This is a genomic window from Thermococcus paralvinellae (genome assembly GCF_000517445.1).
Classification (GTDB): domain Archaea; phylum Methanobacteriota_B; class Thermococci; order Thermococcales; family Thermococcaceae; genus Thermococcus_B; species Thermococcus_B paralvinellae.
Genome location: NZ_CP006965.1, coordinates 1,679,437 through 1,698,627, shown reverse-complemented (window position 1 = coordinate 1,698,627; position 19,191 = coordinate 1,679,437). Strand labels below are relative to the sequence as shown.

The 19,191-nt window shown below is 41.0% G+C and carries 21 protein-coding genes; 9 read left to right on the top strand and 12 right to left on the bottom strand.

Translation table 11 applies throughout. The features are described 5' to 3' along the window. Together arcS and TES1_RS09315 are read left to right on the top strand one after the other, a co-directional pair. A complete protein-coding gene (arcS, locus tag TES1_RS09320; protein WP_042682188.1) occupies window positions 1-1,710 on the top strand; it encodes an archaeosine synthase subunit alpha in 1,710 nt (569 codons plus the stop codon). Window positions 1,711-1,843: 133 nt separating this feature from the next. Next, a complete protein-coding gene (locus TES1_RS09315; RefSeq protein WP_042682187.1) occupies window positions 1,844-2,953 on the top strand; it encodes a CGP-CTERM sorting domain-containing protein in 1,110 nt (369 codons plus the stop codon). A 165-nt stretch (window positions 2,954-3,118) separates the two neighbouring features. Here the strand turns inward: TES1_RS09315 and TES1_RS09310 are convergent, their stop codons facing one another. Continuing rightward, window positions 3,119-4,387, bottom strand: a complete 1,269-nt coding sequence (locus TES1_RS09310; RefSeq protein WP_042682185.1) for a PEGA domain-containing protein — start codon at window positions 4,385-4,387, stop codon at window positions 3,119-3,121. Between the two features lie 94 nt (window positions 4,388-4,481). Between TES1_RS09310 and TES1_RS09305 the strand changes: the two genes are divergently transcribed. Next, window positions 4,482-4,775: a DUF2103 domain-containing protein gene (locus tag TES1_RS09305; protein ID WP_042682183.1), complete on the top strand. Its 294-nt coding sequence runs from the start codon at window positions 4,482-4,484 to the stop codon at window positions 4,773-4,775. On the opposite strand, the gene TES1_RS09300 is transcribed toward TES1_RS09305, so the two are convergent. The 5 genes from TES1_RS09300 to TES1_RS09280 form a co-directional block, all read right to left on the bottom strand. Next, the gene (locus TES1_RS09300) at window positions 4,772-5,404 is read right to left on the bottom strand and encodes a hypothetical protein (RefSeq protein WP_042682181.1); all 633 of its coding nucleotides are present in this window, start codon (window positions 5,402-5,404) and stop codon (window positions 4,772-4,774) included. The genes TES1_RS09305 and TES1_RS09300 overlap by 4 nt on opposite strands. 12 nt (window positions 5,405-5,416) lie before the next feature. Then, window positions 5,417-6,244, bottom strand: coding sequence for a radical SAM protein (locus tag TES1_RS09295; protein ID WP_042682180.1), 828 nt, complete (start codon window positions 6,242-6,244; stop codon window positions 5,417-5,419). 13 nt (window positions 6,245-6,257) lie between these two features. Next, window positions 6,258-7,007, bottom strand: a complete 750-nt coding sequence (locus TES1_RS09290; RefSeq protein WP_042682178.1) for a lipoate--protein ligase family protein — start codon at window positions 7,005-7,007, stop codon at window positions 6,258-6,260. 159 nt (window positions 7,008-7,166) lie between these two features. Then, window positions 7,167-7,640 carry a signal peptidase I gene (locus TES1_RS09285; RefSeq protein ID WP_042682176.1) on the bottom strand — a complete coding sequence of 158 codons (474 nt, stop codon included), beginning with the start codon at window positions 7,638-7,640 and terminating at the stop codon, window positions 7,167-7,169. Next, window positions 7,625-8,167: a DUF531 domain-containing protein gene (locus TES1_RS09280; protein WP_042682175.1), complete on the bottom strand. Its 543-nt coding sequence runs from the start codon at window positions 8,165-8,167 to the stop codon at window positions 7,625-7,627. The genes TES1_RS09285 and TES1_RS09280 overlap by 16 nt, the downstream gene beginning before the upstream one ends. Before the next feature lie 151 nt (window positions 8,168-8,318). Here TES1_RS09280 and TES1_RS09275 point away from each other — a divergent pair, with 151 nt between their 5' ends. Both TES1_RS09275 and TES1_RS09270 read left to right on the top strand, forming a co-directional pair. Continuing rightward, the gene (locus TES1_RS09275; protein ID WP_042682173.1) at window positions 8,319-9,254 is read left to right on the top strand and encodes a dipeptidase; all 936 of its coding nucleotides are present in this window, start codon (window positions 8,319-8,321) and stop codon (window positions 9,252-9,254) included. Between the two features lie 48 nt (window positions 9,255-9,302). Next, window positions 9,303-10,154, top strand: coding sequence for a class I SAM-dependent methyltransferase (locus tag TES1_RS09270; RefSeq protein ID WP_042682171.1), 852 nt, complete (start codon window positions 9,303-9,305; stop codon window positions 10,152-10,154). A 2-nt stretch (window positions 10,155-10,156) separates the two neighbouring features. Here TES1_RS09270 and TES1_RS09265 read toward each other — a convergent pair whose 3' ends face one another. Next, window positions 10,157-12,055 (bottom strand): alpha/beta hydrolase family protein, encoded by a 1,899-nt coding sequence (locus TES1_RS09265; RefSeq protein WP_042682169.1) that lies wholly within the window; start codon window positions 12,053-12,055, stop codon window positions 10,157-10,159. Between the two features lie 74 nt (window positions 12,056-12,129). Between TES1_RS09265 and TES1_RS09260 the strand changes: the two genes are divergently transcribed. Continuing rightward, the gene (locus TES1_RS09260; protein ID WP_042682167.1) at window positions 12,130-12,447 is read left to right on the top strand and encodes a hypothetical protein; all 318 of its coding nucleotides are present in this window, start codon (window positions 12,130-12,132) and stop codon (window positions 12,445-12,447) included. On the opposite strand, the gene TES1_RS09255 is transcribed toward TES1_RS09260, so the two are convergent. Further along, complete coding sequence (locus TES1_RS09255; protein ID WP_042682165.1) at window positions 12,424-13,074, bottom strand: serine/threonine protein kinase; 651 nt, start codon at window positions 13,072-13,074, stop codon at window positions 12,424-12,426. The genes TES1_RS09260 and TES1_RS09255 overlap by 24 nt on opposite strands. Window positions 13,075-13,244: 170 nt before the next feature. On the opposite strand from TES1_RS09255, the gene TES1_RS09250 reads away from it, so the two are divergent. Continuing rightward, window positions 13,245-13,472: an Lrp/AsnC family transcriptional regulator gene (locus tag TES1_RS09250; protein ID WP_010884736.1), complete on the top strand. Its 228-nt coding sequence runs from the start codon at window positions 13,245-13,247 to the stop codon at window positions 13,470-13,472. A gap of 12 nt (window positions 13,473-13,484) precedes the next feature. Here TES1_RS09250 and TES1_RS09245 read toward each other — a convergent pair whose 3' ends face one another. From TES1_RS09245 to TES1_RS09235, 4 genes are all read right to left on the bottom strand, one after another. Then, window positions 13,485-14,159, bottom strand: a complete 675-nt coding sequence (locus TES1_RS09245; RefSeq protein WP_042682162.1) for a TIGR00153 family protein — start codon at window positions 14,157-14,159, stop codon at window positions 13,485-13,487. 1 nt (window position 14,160) lies between these two features. Beyond that, window positions 14,161-15,327, bottom strand: coding sequence for an inorganic phosphate transporter (locus tag TES1_RS09240; RefSeq protein WP_051408253.1), 1,167 nt, complete (start codon window positions 15,325-15,327; stop codon window positions 14,161-14,163). A gap of 172 nt (window positions 15,328-15,499) precedes the next feature. Next, entirely contained in the window at window positions 15,500-15,664 is a 165-nt protein-coding gene (locus TES1_RS11040) for a hypothetical protein (protein WP_167886323.1), read from the bottom strand. Between the two features lie 73 nt (window positions 15,665-15,737). Then, window positions 15,738-17,402 carry a metallophosphoesterase family protein gene (locus TES1_RS09235; protein ID WP_042682157.1) on the bottom strand — a complete coding sequence of 555 codons (1,665 nt, stop codon included), beginning with the start codon at window positions 17,400-17,402 and terminating at the stop codon, window positions 15,738-15,740. 57 nt (window positions 17,403-17,459) lie between these two features. Here TES1_RS09235 and TES1_RS09230 point away from each other — a divergent pair, with 57 nt between their 5' ends. Together TES1_RS09230 and TES1_RS09225 are read left to right on the top strand one after the other, a co-directional pair. Continuing rightward, window positions 17,460-17,831, top strand: coding sequence for a cupin domain-containing protein (locus tag TES1_RS09230; protein ID WP_042682155.1), 372 nt, complete (start codon window positions 17,460-17,462; stop codon window positions 17,829-17,831). Window positions 17,832-17,915: 84 nt separating this feature from the next. Then, the gene (locus TES1_RS09225) at window positions 17,916-19,187 is read left to right on the top strand and encodes a uracil-xanthine permease family protein (protein ID WP_394296074.1); all 1,272 of its coding nucleotides are present in this window, start codon (window positions 17,916-17,918) and stop codon (window positions 19,185-19,187) included. Window positions 19,188-19,191 lie beyond the last annotated feature (4 nt).

The window sequence follows — 19,191 nt, the reverse complement described above, 5'->3', positions numbered from 1 at the left end:
ATGGAAATCCTCAAACACGAAGGTCCTGGAAGGTTAGGGTTAGTTAGGTTAAAGGATAAATCTTTCAGAACACCTGCTTTGGTGAATGTAGACTTTACATTATCTCCCTTCAATTCCTACTTCTATCCGAAAGACTTTTCTGAATATGACTTCAACCTAGCCCCTTCCATTCCGATAAGCTTTTACACGCCAAGCGAGATTGTGGAAAAAGCGTTTTCTCGTTTAACTAACATTGATTATTCAAACTTCAACGCTTTTTATCTCCCAGCGATTAGAGATGTTGAAAGGCTTGAGAGGTTTTTAGATGAAATTTTAGCTAACAACAGCTTTGACGCCGTCTATTTGGGCAATTCAAAGATTTTGGTTAAAGACTACCGCAGATTTGTGCAGACTTTGAGGATGATTAGGGAAAAAGATCCTAATTTAATGATAATCACTGATTTAGAACCTTTCTTTTATCCTTTGGCAGTTTATCTTGGTGTTGATGCCTTTGACACCCGCTCTCTAAAGCTGTATGATTTTCACAAAAAAGCTTTCACTATGTATTCACCTTTGCTCTGGGAAGAAGGGGAAAATTCTTTAGAGTTTGCTGAAAAAGTTATATCCCTTGTGAGAAAAGCCCTTGAAGAAGGCAAGCTGAGATATTTAGTTGAGAACTTCTTCTACACCCAAAGCCATGCAGGAATTTTAAGGATAGCTGATAAAGAGCATAGCGACTATCTCGAAAAGTACACCCCAATTCAAAAGGAAACTGTCTATTTTATCAGTGATGCTTCTCAAAGCAGACCCGAAGTTAAAAGGTGGCACCAGAGAGTGATAGAAAGATTTTACCCTCCAAAAGCTGAGCTTCTGCTTTTGTTCCCATGCTCGGCTAAAAAGCCTTATTCAAGGTCAAGGAGCCACACTCTATACAGAAAAGCTCTACAAGAGGCTTTAGGTTCTGGAATTTATAAAATTCACGAGCTCATCTTGACGAGTCCTTTCGGCGTTGTTCCAAGGGAGTGGGAGTGGCTAGCTAAGTACGATATAGTTGTCACTGGGCACTGGAGTGAGGAAGAGATAAGCTCAGCAGCAGAGCTTTTGGCGAAAACCCTTGAGAAGTATCCTGATATTCCAATAGTTGCTCACCTCGATGAGGCTTACGTTGAGATTGCAAAGAGAGCAAGCGAAATGAGCGGAAAGGAAATAATTTTTGTCCCCGTTAAAAATGGCACAACGTCAAGAGAAAGTCTAAATGCTTTGAAGAAAACCCTTGAAGAACTCGGCTTAGATTTAAAGGCTGGAAAAGAAGATAGAACTTATCGGTTCTATGAGAACATTAGGAAGATCTTTGACTTCTACTTCGGTATTGGGGCTGGAGCTGCTGTTCTTCCAGATGATGCTCAAATTAAAGGCTCAAGGATGCTGAGGATTTTCGTCGAGGGCAGGCAAACTGGAACATTCCAAGATGGTGTGATAAGCATAGCTCCTTATGGAATGCAAAGGATATATGATGCGACAAAGAGCTATTATGTTAGGATTGACTTCGATTTGAGGGGAGACGTGTTTGCCGTTGGTGTGAATGAGGCTGATAGCAAAATAAGACCGGATGATTTGGTTGCTGTTGTGAGAGATGAACAGGTTGTTGCAGTTGGAAAGGCTGTTCTAAGCGGTGAAGAGATGGTTAAAGCGAGAAGAGGAGTTGCAGTAAAGGTAAAGAAGAGGGCCTAGTGCTCTTTGCTGAAAAGAAATGTAAGTTAAGAATATCTCTGAGGCAGAATTTGAATGTTTGAGTATGTTGACTACCTACCTTTTTACCAAAATTTTTAACCTATGCTATACTTCAATGCCGAATGGTGGTAACATGAATAGATTAGTTCCTACTCTGCTCGTTCTTCTTATAGTTCCGCTGTCCTCAGCTGACGGCTTTTCTTATGTGTATTCCTCAATTGTGGGAACTGGTAACGATGTTATAATCCTCATTGAGTGGACTCCGACCATGATAGACCCTCTGTGTGCTCCCCAGCCTTGCTGCTACAATGAGGTTCCAGAGGACTGTTGCCACTACATCGTTTTCTATGCAAACGACAGTGGTGTCTACTACGTGACATATGCTTACAATGTCAAGGCTTTTGCCTCTGAAAATGGGACGTATCTATTCTCGGGTGTGATTTATAGGGCATACAATGGCTGCTTTCAAAGGCTCGGGGATGTACCAGGGAAGTCTAAGTTCGTTTTTCCATACATTGCTACCATGACATCAAATAAACTTACCATTTACCATCTGGGCTGCACCATGAGAAAAATCGGAGAAGTACCTGTAACATCAAAGTGCACGTTTGACTTGAGCTCAAGAAACCTTATAGTCAGCTGTCCCAACGGGACGAGGAGGTTCGCTTTAAGCGATTCGGAAATGATTGAGGTTCCTGTTGTGAAAAGATGGGTTGTATTGGGAACCAAACGACCGTCTGTAACTCAGGGAAAGCTTGAGAACGATATACTGGTGTTTTCGAATGGTAGCAGAACTTATAAAATACCTTCCAAAGAACTTTTGCCCTATCTTTACGATTCTAAGGAGTTGAAGTTTTTAACTGGCGTCTTCATGAAAGATGCTCTGCTAATTCTTCCTCCAACGATGAATTATGAATACTGCATTTACAACGGCACGTTTTCAAGCAAACTAAGCTTCACCTCCCCCTTGTCCAACTCGGAATTCGTGGTCTATGACTTCAAGCTGAGCGAGTTTAAACCAGTCTATGCATTCCTGTACAATGGAACCCTCAAGCCAATTCCTCTTTTTCTCCCAGATGGGAAATACTTCAAGCCATTGGCTCCAAAAGTTGTCATCAAGAGCGAATGTCCATGTCCAGTCAGAACTTCCTCAGAAGCAAATGCCTCTCGTGCGAACAACAAAATATGCGGTCCGGGTTTGCTACTTTTTCTGAGTCTCTTGATTTTGAAAAGAAAACAATAAAAGCCTTTAAATTTTTAGTATGTCTTTGACCTTTATTAAAAGAGAAGAGTACGTTGGTTGTAGAATTCCTCTCCACGTCCAACTCTAATAGATTTGGCCTCATTGTGGCTGGCTTGGACAAAATTAACAAAAAGAAGGCAAAGCACGACGGTTTTCTTATGAATATCATGATGGCACTATCTTCAAGGCTCTCTCTAGGTAAGCCGTGTAAACCGTTAGCCTGAACCGCCCTCCATAACCGATATTAAGTTTCTTGTGGTATACTACGTAGCTTCCAAATTTTAGGAGTATATCGTGTTCTCCGCTGGGAACTTCATCTTTAAATGGTGTTTTTCCGACGTAGCTTCCGTCAATATATACGTCCAATGCGACGGTGGAATTAATAACCAGCAGAGTAGTGTTTGGGAGGTAGTATTTGATTTTCTTCGTTTTTGGGACCTGCATCTCCACTTCGTTTCCATTCACAGTTAGAGCGGACTTAAGGATGTTGAAGTTTACGCCTATGTTATAGCTTTGGTCAGGCCTTAGTTCGACCCATCCCTCAAAGAAAGGATAACCATTGTGGCCTAGGGAAATCTTGTAGGTGTGGAGTTCAGGGATGTGGGGGATTACAGTGGTGGTGAGGTTTCTAAGTTCAAAGTCGTAGTGAACTAGGCTAACATTCCGCTGTGGCTCCATTATCACAGGAACTAAAACATCAAAAGGAGTGAACCACTCTCCAAATCGATGAAAGTCAAAGATATATGCGGTGGCATTTTCAGGTTGAGTGTCTATGGAGAGTAAAGAATTGTGCACTATGAAACTTGCCTTGCGGTAAGGAAAGCCTCTTGCCATCGCGCTGTCATTGCCGAAGTAGTATATCATCTCTATCATTTTGCAGCCTTTTCTCCCTCTGTACTCTTCAATTGAAGGAGTGCTATTGAGGAAGAGCTGATAATATGGATCTCTGTTGTCATATTTGTATATGACCATGGGGGGATTCCTCGGCCCGAACATTATTATTCCACCGCATACCTCTTCATCCCAAAATGGGGCAGCAACTGGAGGTACATATTCCTCCTCTTTTGTTGGCACTGTTATGTTGAAGCCGTATTTTACGGTTATATTTTTAAAAGGGCCTTTTACTGCTAAATCTATCCTTCCGAAATAAACGACCATCTTAATGAACCTTTCACCCCGAGATGGGGTTAAATTGTACAAAACAGTATAATTGCCACTGGAGATCTTTATTATCCAGCTTCTTGCTGGAAGCTCGATTACTGCTGGGGTCTTAAACGTTTTGTTAATGCCTTCAATAATAACAACTGCATTGCTGGGCTTAGACTCTATCTTGAGCATTATGGTATTGCCGTTAAAGGCATTCACACCAGGAATTGCAGATAGTGCAAGCAGAAACATTATTAATGTGGTGAACACATGCCTTTTTTGGAACATTCACACCACCATAAAAATGACTCCACTTATCCTTTATAAAAGTGTCGTCAATTTCAAATTAATTTAAAACATATTTACTATTGGAGGGTGCAAAATGGGAAGAAAGTTCAAGGTAAAGCTTGAACATCATCTCCTCAAAGGTATTCTGCCGGTCCTGGAAGAGATTGCAGAGATAGAGGGAGTTAAGAAAGTAATCCCGGGGAGAATCTACGCAAGTGATTCTCGGGGCTTTGAGATTAAGGTTGTCAGAGAAACACTGACAGGATTAAAGCTTTTAGCGAAGAGCGATGGCAGTGTTCAGGAAATTTTCTTGGTTGTTGATAAGAAAGACAGAAAAAGGGTTAGTGAGGAGATAGAGAGGATTAGTGAGAAGTGGAAGAAATCTTAAAGCTCTCTCTTCCCTTCAAAGAACTCCTCAAGCTCCTCGTCGCTAATTTCTTCTTCATCAAAATATCCAAGTTCCCTCTTTTGTAGCTCTATCAACCCCGGCGTAAGCAAAAGCTTTCCATTCAGCTTTGGGACGGCATAATGCAGAGTGATTTCACTGAATTCATCAAGCTTTATCGTTGGATTTTCCTTGTATTCAATCTCTTCAAGTCTTTTCCCCTCAGCAATCAGCTTTGCAACTATTGAAGCTCCATCAATTGAATACTGCGGCTTTCCGATGTGTCTGACTTTCACGCCTTCCATCTTTGAAGTTATGAACTCCTTTGTCCTTCCCCTCGGTACTGCATCTCCTAGAATCCCTCCGACAACGATTATTGTGTCCTCTTCTATATCTTCGGGCTTGAGCTCTTCCTCTGCCTGCAAATCCAGAACTATAATCTTTGACCTATCAAAGGGAAATTTTGTAACGCTTTCTGTCAAAACACTTCCCAATTTTGCGAGCTTTTCCCTCTCATCTTCTCTAACATTGGTGAATATCAGCTTGTCCTTCCACCACTCGCTTACATGCTTGTATTCAAGCCAGAGCCACTCGCTTATCTCCTCAAGATGCTCAATGATTAGGTAGGGCATGTTTTTCACCTCCTACATCACGCAACATTCGTAGATTATCTCAACATCTCTAATGGTTTTAGCCCATTCAATAACTTTTCTCGGAGGATTCGTTATTCTATCAATTCCGGCTGAAATTGCACCTTTGTCGAACTCTAAGCGCCATTTTCCAAGAGGGCGCATGCAGCCGATGCTTAGCTCTCCATCAAACTTTTCCCTTGCATACTTAACAACTTTTAAACTCTCTTCAACGCTTGGCTTTTCAACGTTTTTCATTTCACTTCCTTTCGTTGGAATCAGCACATCCAAAACGAGGACATCTATTGGATATTCAGCGAGCATGTCTATTGCTTTATACTCCCACCAAATTTTTCCAAAGTCGAGTCCGATGGTTATATGCGGTGCAACTCTAACGTCGTTTTCTGTTAAGATGTCTAAAATTTTGAGATAATCTTTGACAGTTTTGTCAATTTTGTATACTCTTTTTATCACTTCATCAGCCCCGACGAAATCCAGAGAGACTGCATCAACGTATTTAATCCACTCTAAATCTTTTTCATCAATGAAGCCAACGTGAGCATTGAGTTTTAATTTGGTTTTCTTCTTAACAGCTTTTATCTCCTCAGCAAACTTGTCAAGGGGGACTTTTAATCTATTATCAAGCCCTCCGCTGAGAAGACAGCCTACATAGCCTTCTCTTTCCAGGCTTTTGCAGTATTCAACTAAAGATGAGCGGGTAACCTTCAGCATTCCCTCCAAGTAATGTTTCCCGCAATGGGCACAGTTTAATGAACAATAGTTTCCAGTGAGTGAAATTGAGGGAAATTTAATGCCCGGAATGTAAATTTTGAGCTTTTTCATGGAGCATACCTCTTTATTTCATGAAGTTCCACTCATCTCTCCCATAACGCTCTTCAATCAGTTTTTCAGCGAGTTCAAGCTCATAATCTGTAAGTTCACCTTCTTCAAGCGGAAATTCTTCGAAAAACTTCTCCTTTAAAAGCTCATAAGCATCGTTTCTGCTGAGCTTTATCCCTTCCCTCTCAAGCGTCGTAACCCTCTCCCAGATACTCTTTACTCCTTTATCGGCAAGCTTTTTCTTTGAGACTTTCAGCACTGAGGCTAGAATATCAAGCCTCGTTGCATACATAAAGGTTCCATGCTGCAGAATGACTCCTTTTCTCCTCGTTTGTGCAGAACCGCTGATTTTCTTCCCATTTGCTGTTATGTCATTCAATCCAGAAAACTCAGCTTTAACTCCAAGTTCCTTCAAAGCTTCAACTAAGGGAGAAGCTAGCAAGCGATAGCTTTTGTATATATCTCTTAAATCTGAATGCAAATCCTCGCTAACTACAACACTGTAAGTTATCTCTCCATAAGCGTCGTGGAAAACACTCCCTCCGCCGGTTATCCTCCTCACAACTGGAATGTTAAGCTCTTGGCATTTCTCTAAGTTAACATCATGCTCAACACTCTGAAATCTGCCGATAGTTATTGAGCTTGGCTTGAAAACATACAATCTAACAGTGTCTTCGACTCTTCCTTCTATGCGGGCTCTCATTATGGCTTCGTCAATTGCCATTTGAACTTCAGGACGGGCGATAATTAGTGGAATGAACCTCATTATATCACCAAAATTAAAAAGAATTTAGAGCTTAAAAAGATGTGCGATGATGAAGCCTAAGCCCTTCTGAAGGGTGATGAAAGCGGTCACCACTGAGCGGTCAGGGGCCGATTAGGTCATCACAGCTCAGCTACCTACCCTCACATCATCCCGAAATATTCAAGTTAAGCCTAGCCTTTCCCTGATTTCCAGCGGAATCAGACCAATCTTTGGAAAGACGAGCAGAGCTTTTGCCTCAACGGCCTCCTGTGGAACACACGGCAGAATTTTTCCACCATATGGATACGGATCAGGTGCAGGGTTGTTGTCTCCCCAAGTAACAAAACAAAGCTCTTCCTTACCATTCAACACAAGCTTTTCAATTGCCCTAACCCTGTGGATTATAGGATACTTAGTGTATGGCCTTTTGTACACAACTACATCACCGATTTTTATATCCTCTGGCTTAACCCCTTTGAGAAGCACGACATCGCCCCTATAAAACACGGGCTCCATTGAACCGCTTACAACTATGACAAGGGGTGAATCGGTGTGCAGGACTATTTTTAGTCCGTTATGTATTGCAAATACAACAATTAGTGAGATTATAATGAATGCAAGGTCATTTTTCCAGTTTTTTATCTTTTCATCCATTTTAGCGCCTCCATTAAGGTTCTAATTTTAGTCGGGATTGCTCCTATGGCAGTGCATGTTTCTAGGCTTATTCTTCTGCCATCTGTTATATCCAAGTGGTACTCGGCTAACTTAAAGATTTCCTTTGGAAGTCCGTGTCTTCCCAGGCCGACAATCAACATAAAGCTCTCTCCTTTTAGGGCTCTTTTAGCAACTTCTATGGCAGTTATTTCTTTATCCTCATTGGGCTTTCTGGTTGTTGCTATTATATTGCCAAATTGGGGTGGAAACCCTCTTTTTGGAAATTCTAACAGATGGAACTTATTTTTCTTAGCAAGCTCAAGAAGGTATTTTCCTCCTTCTCCAATTGTTGTATTTTCAGATATTCTCTCTGCCAAGTCGAGAGGTTTCTCATTAAATGGGAATCCAACCAGTGCTAAGTGAAAATCGAATGCATAGCAAATTGGAGCTGCTCTGGCAATTGCCCTTAAATGTGCCTCATGGAGTCTCTTAGGGTCATATGAGTTGTATAACGCTAAGGTGAGCATTTTTATCACCGTTTATCAGCTAGATGTGTTCGGAAATACTATTAGTTTTGAGGGGTTTATAAGAGTGTTTAGGAGTGGTGGTTTATTGGTATCGCTGCTTTTGTAGGTATAGTGTTAAATATTTCAAACTCGTTCTTCTCTTGGTGATAGCATGATCTTTGATGCCCATTCTGATTTGCCCACTTATATTTATGATATGCGAAAAGAAGGAAAGAATAGAGTTCTTGATAGTGAATTCGGGAAGTTCTTTGGAGATCATATAAAAGCTCGTGTTATGGCAGTTTGGACAAGACCAGATAGAAGGCATCAAGCTTTGAGATATGGACTTGAGGTTATAAACCAGCTCTACAAAGATGTCCTTGAAAGCGAAAAGTTTGCAGTTGTAACCACTGTTGAAGAGATGAGAAATGCCATAAAAAACGGTAGGGTTGCTCTATGGCTTGGCTTGGAGGGTGGAGAGCCAATAGAAGACAGCTTGGACTTGCTTGAGATATTTTACGAGCTTGGATTGAGGGTTCTAACATTAACATGGAGCTTAAGAAATGCAATAGGGGATGGTGTCTTTGAGAGAACTAACGGTGGCTTGACTAACTTTGGAGTTGAAGTTCTTGGAAAAGCCGAGGAGCTTGGAATAGTGATCGATTTAAGCCACATAAACGAGAAGGGCTTCTGGGATGCTCTTGAAACGACAGCCTTTCCAGTTATAGCTTCTCATTCAAATGCAAAAGCTCTCTGTAACAATAAGAGGAATTTGACAGATGAGCAGATTAAGGCGATAGCTGAGAGAGACGGAGTCATCGGAGCTGTGGCGATTCCAAGCTTTGTTGACAAAGAAAAGCCAACGCTTGATAAATATGTTGAGCACATCGCTTACATGGTTGATTTAGCCGGATACAAGCATGTTGGCCTGGGCTTTGACTTTGTGTATTATCTGAAAGGCTGGAAAGGAGAGAGCGTTGAAGGATTTGAGAATGAGAGTAAAATCCCGGTACTTTTGGAAAAGTTGAATGAGAGGTTCAGCAAAAAGGAAATTGAAGCAATAGCTTTCAAGAACTTCGAGAGGGTTTTTGAAAGGGTTGTTGGTTAGGGATGGATTTTTAAACTTCCCCTCTTTTGTTTTTCTAAGGTGATTTACTTGAAGCCTGAGTTTCAAGCCTATTTTTTAACATTTAGGGAGGCACGTAGGCTTCTGCTCTCAAAGGGCGAGGTTAGGTTAAACCTCGATTTGAGGAAAACAAACAGAACTTTTGTCATAAAAGTTGAAGAAGACAGGATAATTTTTCCTGATGGGAGTGAAGTTGAGAAGGAAATCATCGAGAAGATAGCAAAAGATGATGGCACAGTTTATTTCGTGAAGAATGGACATGTTTTTAAAGCTGCTATTGCTGGCGAGCACTTCTACAAGCTTGTTCCAACGATCCCGCCAACGATAGAGATTAATGGAATAAGGATGCATCGCACTAAGGATACAAATCCTCTTTGGGATACAAGGGCTAAAATTAAAGCTGTTGAGCCAAAGGAAGACGAATTTGTCCTTGACACCTGCATGGGATTGGGCTACACAGCAATAGAGAGCGCAAAGAGGGGGGCTTATGTGATAACTGTAGAAAAAGACCCAAACGTTATTGAGCTTGCTAAGCTAAATCCTTGGAGCTATGAGGTCTTTCACTCCCAAAACATTCAAGTAATTCAAGGAGATGTTTTTGAGGTTATCAGAAAGTTTAAGGATGAGACGTTTGATGTGATTATCCACGATCCGCCGCGATTTTCATTGGCTGGTGAGCTTTACAGTGAGGAGTTTTATGCTGAACTCTTTAGAGTTCTTAAGCCTGGAGGAAGGATTTTCCACTATGTCGGCAACCCCGGAAAGAAATTTAGGAGAAAAGATTTGCAGAGAGGAGTTATGGAAAGGTTGAGAAAAGTTGGCTTCAAAAATGTGAAGAGGGTAGAGGAAGCTTTGGGCGTTGTGGGGAGGAAATTTGGGTGATATCAATTCTCTCCCTTCTCTTCCTTCAAAATCTTCTCGACGTCGAAGCCTTCCTCATATTTCTTCAGCTTTCTCTCAAAGAACTCCATGAAGAGTTTGTATCTCTTTGCCCTGTGTCTTGGTGAACCTCTTATGCTATGCCCATGAGCGCCTCTCTTGAAGATTGCAATGTAAGCCTCTTTTCCCAAGTCCTTAAGCACATGATAAAACATCACCGACTGGTCGAGTGGGCAGCGATAGTCCTCGAGGCTGTGGATGATTAGTATTGGTGCTTTAACGTTTTGTGCATAGAACAATGGGCTGAGCTTTTTGTAGTTCTCGTTTTCGAGTGGATTGTCGCCGATAACTTCCTTGTCGAACCATAAGCCTATGTCTGAGAAGGCATAGCTTGTCAACCAGTAGCTTATGCCGTTTTCACTTATTCCTGCTTTGAACAAATCGCTCTGGGTTAATGCCCAGTTCGTCATAAAGCCGCCGTAGCTTATTCCCGTGATTCCTACTCTCTCTTTGTCAGCTTGGAGCTCAAGTTTGAAGAATTCCTCAATTCCATTCATTATATCCTGAAAGTCCTCTAAGCCTGTCCTTTCGAGAACTCTCAAGGCAAAATCTTCATCGTAACCGTTACTTCCTCTTGGGTTGACGAAAACTATGTAGTAGCCTTTGTCAGCCATTAACTGCATTTCGTATTTGAAGTAATAGCCGTACATCCCCTTTGGACCGCCGTGAACGAACACTATAACAGGAGCTTTTTCACCTTCTTTGATGTCAGGCTTGATATACCATCCATCAAGCTCCAAATCAAGGGACTTAAAGCGGAAGTGCCTTATTGGTCTCGTTTTGAGCTTCGATAAAATTGGACCATTGTAATCAGTTATTTGCTTGAGCTCTCCGTCCCAGAGGAACACTTCGCTGAGCTTTGTGTCTGTCTGCTTTAGAAGAACAACTTTTCCATCGTTGCTCACATCAAACTGCATGACCCAAGCGTTCTCATCAACTATTGGAGTTAGCTCATCATCACTGAGCTTATATAATGAAACCCTCCCCTCTCTTGGACTCAAGAAGTAGAGGTTTCCTTCAGCATCGAGCTTTCCGTCCCAGTTGTTGTAAATAAAGCGCTCTGTCAATGGCTTGACTTCTTTACCATCCCAAAGGTAGAGGTAATCATGCTCACTGATTTTTTCCTTCCTTGGCTTCCCTATGAGCAAAACTTCTTTTCCATTGGAGTCAATTGCTGCAAATGAAACTTTTTCGAATATCGTTTCCCTCTCTCCATCTTTATAGCGGTATATGTCGTAGAACTTGAAGAACTGAGGCTTGTTGTTTTCTCTGTGAGGAACGTTGTAGATTATCTCATCTCCATGCCAGATTGCAGAGGAGAATTTATCAGTTGTGAACTCGTCTAAAATCTCTTCTCCTTCAGTGTCATAAATCCAGAAAGTTGTTTTTTCGCCATCGAAGAAGCCCTTACTGTCAAACCACACTGGAACGTCATCCTCAAATATAAAGTCCTCATCTTCTCTCCTCTTGAAGCCGGTAATTAGCAAACGCCTATCATCGTCGCTCCAGCTTACGTTGAGGATATTCTTAACCTCCATGAGCTTCTTGGCGCTCATTGATCTTAAATCAACAAGCCATAGTTCGCTTATCTTTTTCTCTTCATTAGGTCTTACAAAGCTCATCTTTGTCCCGCTTGGAGAGAAGCGAGGTATTGACGCATCTTCTACAAACTTTCTAACTCCACTTTCAAGGTCTTCAATGACGATTGTGTTCTCATATTTGTTGTCTTTGAGGTTTGCTTTTGTAAGAACATATGCTATCTGCTTTCCGTCCTTTGAGATTCTTACATCGCTCAAATAAGAGAACTTAGCAAAAGTTTTCTCATTCCATTCGATTTTACTCATAACGTTACCACCTATATTTAGGGAATCTTTAAAAGTATTTAAAATTTAACCATTTTTTGTGAGGTGGAAAAAATATGAAGGTAGAATATAGAATTGGTTTAATCCTATTCATTGGTCTTATAGTTTCGGTAATCTTGAGAACATATGCTGGAATTGTCATTGCTGCTCTAGGGATTCCATTTTATCTAGCATATATAGCAAGGGAACAGAACATCTTGGCTAAGTCAAGGCTGTTTGACAAGGATTTATTCTTAATGATGGGGTTAACAGTTTTCGTAATATTGGCTTTTGAGTATTTTGCAGATCCCAGAATAGGTTTGATTGCAATGGCTGTTGTTATTCCTCTAGCAATATATGGTGTTGACAGATTAAAGGCTGGAAATAAGAGTTAAAATCTTTTTGACATTTTTGCTTTCTTTGTATTCCTTCAAAGCTTTTTTCAATTCTACTAGGAATTCATCATTTATCCTGAATTTCTCTCGAATTCTCTTTGATATAACATTTTCATTCAAAAACAGCATTGCCATGGCAGATGTTAAGTTCTTGGGCTTTCTCCTCGTGCTGGCTTTTTCAAAGTCAATTATCCACACAGCGTTCCCAATTATAATATGCTTTCCCCCCTGAATTTGGCCATGATCTATACCAAGAACATCGAGCTTGTGGGTTTTCTTTGCAATTTCGATTAAATGGTGTTTTTCAACATCTGCATATAGGAGGGGTTCTCCCTCAGCGAACTCTCTCACCAAGTATTCCTTTCCCCTAAAGATTCCGTAGTCTATAAGTTCTGGAGTTATGTCATGTCCCTCAAGCAATTTCAGGATCTCTGCCTCTCTTTTGAAATTCTTGCGTGGAGTGTCTTCTCTCTCAAGCTTCACAACAACCTTCTTTCCTTGGAATTTTCCAAGAAAAACTAGGCTTGTGGTTCCCTTTGAATAAAAGATGAGTTCTTCTATTCCTTTTTTTCTCATGAAATACCCAAACTCTTGTAGTTCTTCTCCGCTGATCAGATGCTCAATCATGGCACTTCCCATTTTCAGTAGATAGTTAGGTTTGAAATATATATCTTTGGACTTAAATTAGTACTATTTTTAAAGAATTCAGCTAAATTTTGACACGATTCATAAATCTGTATTCACTTTTCCGATAGCCTTAAATATCTCAGGAAACAAACTATAAATTGGTGGTAGACATGGTGACAGCATTTATTTTAATGGTGACAGCCGCTGGAAAGGAAAGAGAAGTTATGGAGAAACTTTTGGCAATGCCCGAAGTTAAAGAAGCTTACGTGGTTTACGGAGAGTACGATTTGATTGTTAAAGTTGAGACAGACACACTCAAGGACTTAGACCAGTTCATAACAGAAAAAATAAGAAAAATGCCTGAAATACAGATGACGTCAACAATGATTGCAATCTGATGCTTTCCTTCTTCATTTGTTCATCATAAGCCTTATTCTCTCTGCTGAGTCCTTGGCCTTATCTGAGATGTTGCTGAGCGTTCTTGCTATATTTAAGATGTAAAACCCATCCCCCCAGCTGAGTTTATCTTCGTTCTCAAAAACCAGTTTCATGAGCTTTGTGTCAAGCCCATCTATTTTGTTCTCAACACTTTCTATCTCCTTTATCAGCTCATATTCCTTTTCGATTTCTTTTTCACTAAACCCGCTCTCAATTACAGTATCCATCTGGACTATTGCTTTGTGGACGAGCTTTGCAGCTTTAATGCTTTCCTTTCCCATCTTCAAGATAATTTCTTTGATTTCTTCTGGGATCTCTTTGGGCCTTTTTATGAGCAACCACTTTGCAGTGTCTTCAGCAGCATCTGCTATTTTATCTTGCATGTGAAGATACTCAAGAATGTCATTTCTGTTTACTGGCATGAAGAGCTTTGTTGTTAAGCTGTCTCTAATTTCTTCTTTAATCCTATCTGCAATATCTTCCAAGTTGTCAACTTCAATCGCTACTTTTTCCATTTCGTCATATTTTTTATCATACCACAGTTCAAGAGCTCTCTCAAGAGTTTCCACGGTATCTAACACGACTTCAGCGTGCTTTATTAAAGGCTTAAACGGGCTTTTCGCAAAGAGCTTAGTCCAAACTTGCATTTTACATCACCATCAAAATCTTAAATATTATCCCGCTGACAATAGCGGCTATTGGCACAGTTACAAACCATGAAATTATTATATCTTTAACAATGTCCTTGTTTATTGCTTTTACTCCCCTTGCTAACCCTACACCAATGACTGCTCCAACTACTGTGTGTGTGGTTGAAATTGGAAGTCCAAGCCATGATGCAATTAAAACGACAGTTGCTGCTGAGAAGTCAATGCTGAATCCTCTTGTATTTGTCAGCTCTGTAATTTTCTTCCCTACAGTTTCCATGACTCTGTAACCGTATGTAGCAACACCAACCGCAATTCCTAAACCACCCATTGCCAGAATCCATCTCGGCACTGGGACTTTCATTCCAGCTAGCCCCATTGTGGCGACAGCATAAACAGCTGCCACTGGGCCGATTGCGTTGGCAACGTCATTGGCTCCGTGGGATAGAGCAACATAAGCTGATGTTAGAACTTGGACTTTCTTAAATATCATCTCAACTCCAATATATGGATCATCAGATTTGAAATTCCGTCTTAAAACCACAAAACTTATGATAAATGCTACAAATCCTGCTGGAATTCCAAACTTTACGATTGCTGTCAGCAAGGATTTCCCATGCATAACTTTTATGTAGAACATTGCCCCAATCACAACGAACGCTAACCCAATCCAGATTGGAGAGTGGGTTTTGGCACTTTTTACTGGAGTAGAGCTTTGGAGGATTGTCTTTGAGATCGCTTTAAAGACTACAAATGCCATTATTGCTCCAAAAACTGGCGAGAGAATCCAGCTGGCAACCACTTGAGCCATCTTGCCCCAATTGACTATCCCCAGACCTGCATATACAATCCCATATCCAACTATTCCACCAATGATAGAGTGTGTTGTTGATACTGGCAACCCGAATTTTGTTGCTATGAGAAGCCACAAAGCAGCTGCAAGCAAAGCTGCTATCGAACCGTAGATTAGAACGGTTGGCTCTGTTATTTGGGAGAGGTCGATTATACCTTTTCTTATAGTTTCTGTAACGCTCTTTCCAAAGAAATAAGCTCCAGTGAACTCTAAAATCCCAGCAATTATGACCGCCTGCTTTGGGGTTATTGCTCCAGCTCCAACAGCAGTGCTCATGGAATTTGCAGCATCATTTGCGCCTATTGCCCAGGCCATGAAAAGACCAACAGCGATCGTGATAAAAAGCCATGGATCTGTAAGGGTCTCGAGCACTTATCCCCACCCAAGAAACCGTCAGTTGGAGCATATAAATAGGTTGTCGAAATAGAATATAGCTAAATACACTCATCTATATAGACTATATAGAAAAGGTGCAAAAATAAAAAGCTCACCATTCCTCTTCTTCCCACTCTTCCTCCTCTTCCCAATCCTCCTCCCATTCTTCCTCTTCCCACTCTTCTTCCCAGTCCTCTTCCCAATCTTCAAATTCCTCTTCCTCGAAGAACTCTTCTTCCTCTATCTCTTCAACTTTCTTTTTCTTTGGAGGTTGCATATTCCCACCTCCTCCTATTGTTTTTCTGCATTATGACTTTAAGAACTTTTCGTTAATAAAAATAGGAAAAGGATCAGCTGACCTTTATAGGTTCAACCTGGATTCCCCCATCCACAGAAATCTTGACATAATGGTAGAATCCTCCCTCGTCAGGCTTAGCATATGGCGGAGCTCCACCCCCACCGGTTACTACAAAGTAGACCCCGTTCTTTTCTCCGTACCAGTAGATGTGAATGTGGCTGAATATTCCAAAGGCGTTGTATTCTTTCATAAGATTAAGTAACTTCTCCCCCTCACTTGGCTTCATTGAATGGTCTCCTCCGGGTCTTGGGTCAACTGGAGGTGTATGCATAACAATTATTGGCTTCTTGTTAAGTTTCTTTGCTTTTTCAAGCTCATTTTCGAGCCATTTCCACTGAGAAGCACTCAGGGAGTATCCATTTTGAACATTGTTCATGAAAATGAAGTAGTAGTTTCCAAGGATAAAGGAATAATCTGTTGGTCCAAAGTATTTGTGGTATATGTTAACTCCTTCTCCCTGGTACTCGTGGTTGCCTACTGCTATGAAAACGGGTTTATTGAACTTCCAAGCTTTAAACAGCTCTCCCCACTCCTCAACTTTTCCGGAATAAATTAAGTCTCCGCCGTCAATTATGAATATCCCACTGTCATTGTTCATGGCATCTCTAACCTTCAAGAACATCTCTGGGACTTTCTTTCCACTTCCAGGCCTGTGGTCACCAAAAGCAAAGAAGGTGAAGTTTTCGAGATTCTTTGCTTGAATTACAAAGTGTTCCTCATTTGTAGTGAACTTAATCCAAGTATTCCCAGTTTCTGCATTCTCTGGAATCTCCATAATACTTGGGTTTATGTTTTCGATAACGTAAGTTATCTCTGCTCCATTTCCGTTTTTAACTTCAACACTCACATTAAAGCTCAAAGCGTAGATGTAAACTCTTGAGCCGTTAACGTATCTGATGAATCCTCCACTAACCGTTACATTTTTCCCATTAACAATGCGCCAGTTGTAAATAAATGGCTCCTTAAAGTAAATTTCGTTGATTATCCAGTATTCTCCACTTTCCGGAATTCCATTCCAGTTGTTGTCGCCTATTTCTTTCAGCACAACGCCCTCAAAATCTCCCCTTCTCAGAATATATGTTGCCTTTGGCTCTCTTTTTCCATCTTTAATTTCGAGTGCATATTTCAATGCTGCTCCAGTTCCGGCTTTTCCATTACCTGTAAAGATTAGCCTGTCTTTGTTGTCTTCTTTGTATGCCACAATCATCCCCATATCCTGTCCAACGAACTTGTATCCAACTTTGTAAAGGACATAGCCGAAATAGTCGTTGATTGTAATCAGCATTGGCTTTCCTCTCAAAAGCTCTCTTGCATCTTTTGGGCTTAAAATTGCAATTCCTTTATCAAACTCACTTGCAGGTTTTATTTGAGCATTTGGAAAGTAGTGCTTTGCTAAGTCTTCATATCCCTTGCTGACATAAACTACACTTGTATCAAAAAGCTTCCACCAATTTCCGATTATCTCACCACGCTTGTACTCTTTGAAGTTAATTCCTTGAGCTTGAGTCTGTGTTGGTGTGGAAGTTGTTATTTGTGTCTCACTTGACTTTTCTTGGGTTGCAATTTGAGTAGTCTCTGTTGAAGTTGTTCCTTTCTGGGTACATCCTGCTGAGAAGATAATTAGTCCTATTAAAAGCAACACGAAAAGCTTTCTCATGTTTTTCACCAAAAACCCTTAAGTAGTTCAAAACTTAAAGACCTTTGGGTGACAGAAATGTTCGTTGGGCATTATCTTGATGTGGAAGAAAAGGAAGTTACAATAGAAGGGGTTGAGAAAACAACAATTAGATGGCTCGTTTCTCCGAAAGTTGGAGCAAAGAACTTTGCAATGAGGTATTTTGTAATTAAGAAGGATGGAAGGATACCTATTCATCAACATCCATGGGAGCATGAAATATTTGTAGTTAAGGGGGAAGGTTACATAACAAACGGCAGAAAGACAGTGAAAGTTGTCCCGGGCAGCTTTCTGTATATACCTCCAAATGAGCCTCACGGATATGAGAATCCAGATTCAGAGACCTTTGAGTTTCTCTGCATAATCCCTGTAACCGAGAAGAGTGTTCCTCCGGAGGAAAGAGGAGATTGACATATTTTTGTTAATTTTTTTATTATCCGAAAACTTTTTAAACAAAATCATACACAGATTGAGCGGGCTTTTATGGGGGATGGAATGAGAGTTGGTATTAAGGAGAAGGTTGAGACTAAGAGGGCAGTTCTTTTGGGCTTCCAGCACGTTCTTGCAATGTTTGGAGCAACTGTTACAGTGCCCCTTGTTGTTGGAACTGCAATAGGGCTCAGCGTTGAGGAAATTGCACTGATGATACAAGCGGTTCTTTTGGCAATGGGTATAGCAACACTCCTACAAACAACAATAGGTTCAAGATATCCAATTGTTCAGGGCTCAAGCTTTGCCTTCATCCCAGGGATTATAAGCATTGGCAAGAGCTTAGGCCTAGCAGCTGTGGAAGGTGCATTGATTGTTGGGGGGATTATAGAAGCATTAATTGGTGGCTTGGGCATAGTTGGGAGAATTAAGAGGCTCTTCTCTCCAGTAGTTACAGGGGTTACAATAATGCTCATAGGCTTCAGCTTGGCTCATGTTGCAGTAAAATATACTTTCAACTACTTTGCAGATCCCTCTGGGCAAAGCGTTCCAAAGGCTTTCTTAGTGGCCTTAATAACCTTTGCAACCACAGTTTACGTTGCTCTAAAGGCTAAAGGTTCCCTGAGAGCAATGCCAGTTATAGTCGGAGCTCTCGTTGGCTATTCAGTAAGTCTGGCGTTGGGAATGGCTGACCTAAGCTTGGTAAAGGAGCTTCCACTCTTCAGCATTCCAAAGCCTTTGCCTTGGGGTGCTCCAGTCTTCGACATAACTGCAGTGGTTACACTACTCTTTGCCTTCATGGTCAGCATAATCGAGAGTGTTGGAGATTACCATGCAATCTCAGCCATAAGCGAAGCTCCCATAACAAACAAAAACATCAATATGGGAATAATGAGCGAGGGCATAGCGTGTTCAATTGCTGGTCTTTTAGGAGCATGTGGAACCACGAGCTACTCAGAGAACATTGGTTTGGTTGCCTTAACCAAAGTGGCAAGCAGGCAGGTTGTTCAAATTGGCGGATTAATACTAATCTTACTCTCGTTGATTCCAAAGTTTTCGGGAATTTTAGCTTCAATTCCAGCACCAGTTTTAGGAGGATTAACCATAGCGTTGTACGGAATGATAAGCGTTACTGGGCTTAGGCTAATAAAGGATAAGGTTGAGTTAAATGATAGGAATATGCTCATAATTGCAAGTGCTTTAATAGTTGGATTGGGTGCTCCTCAATTGCCTCCGGAATTTTTGGAGCACTTCCCTAAAATCATAGCCAGCATTTTGGAATCCGGCATGGCCGTTGGGGCTCTAACTGCTATAATCTTAGATCAAGTTTTGGGGTGAGGGT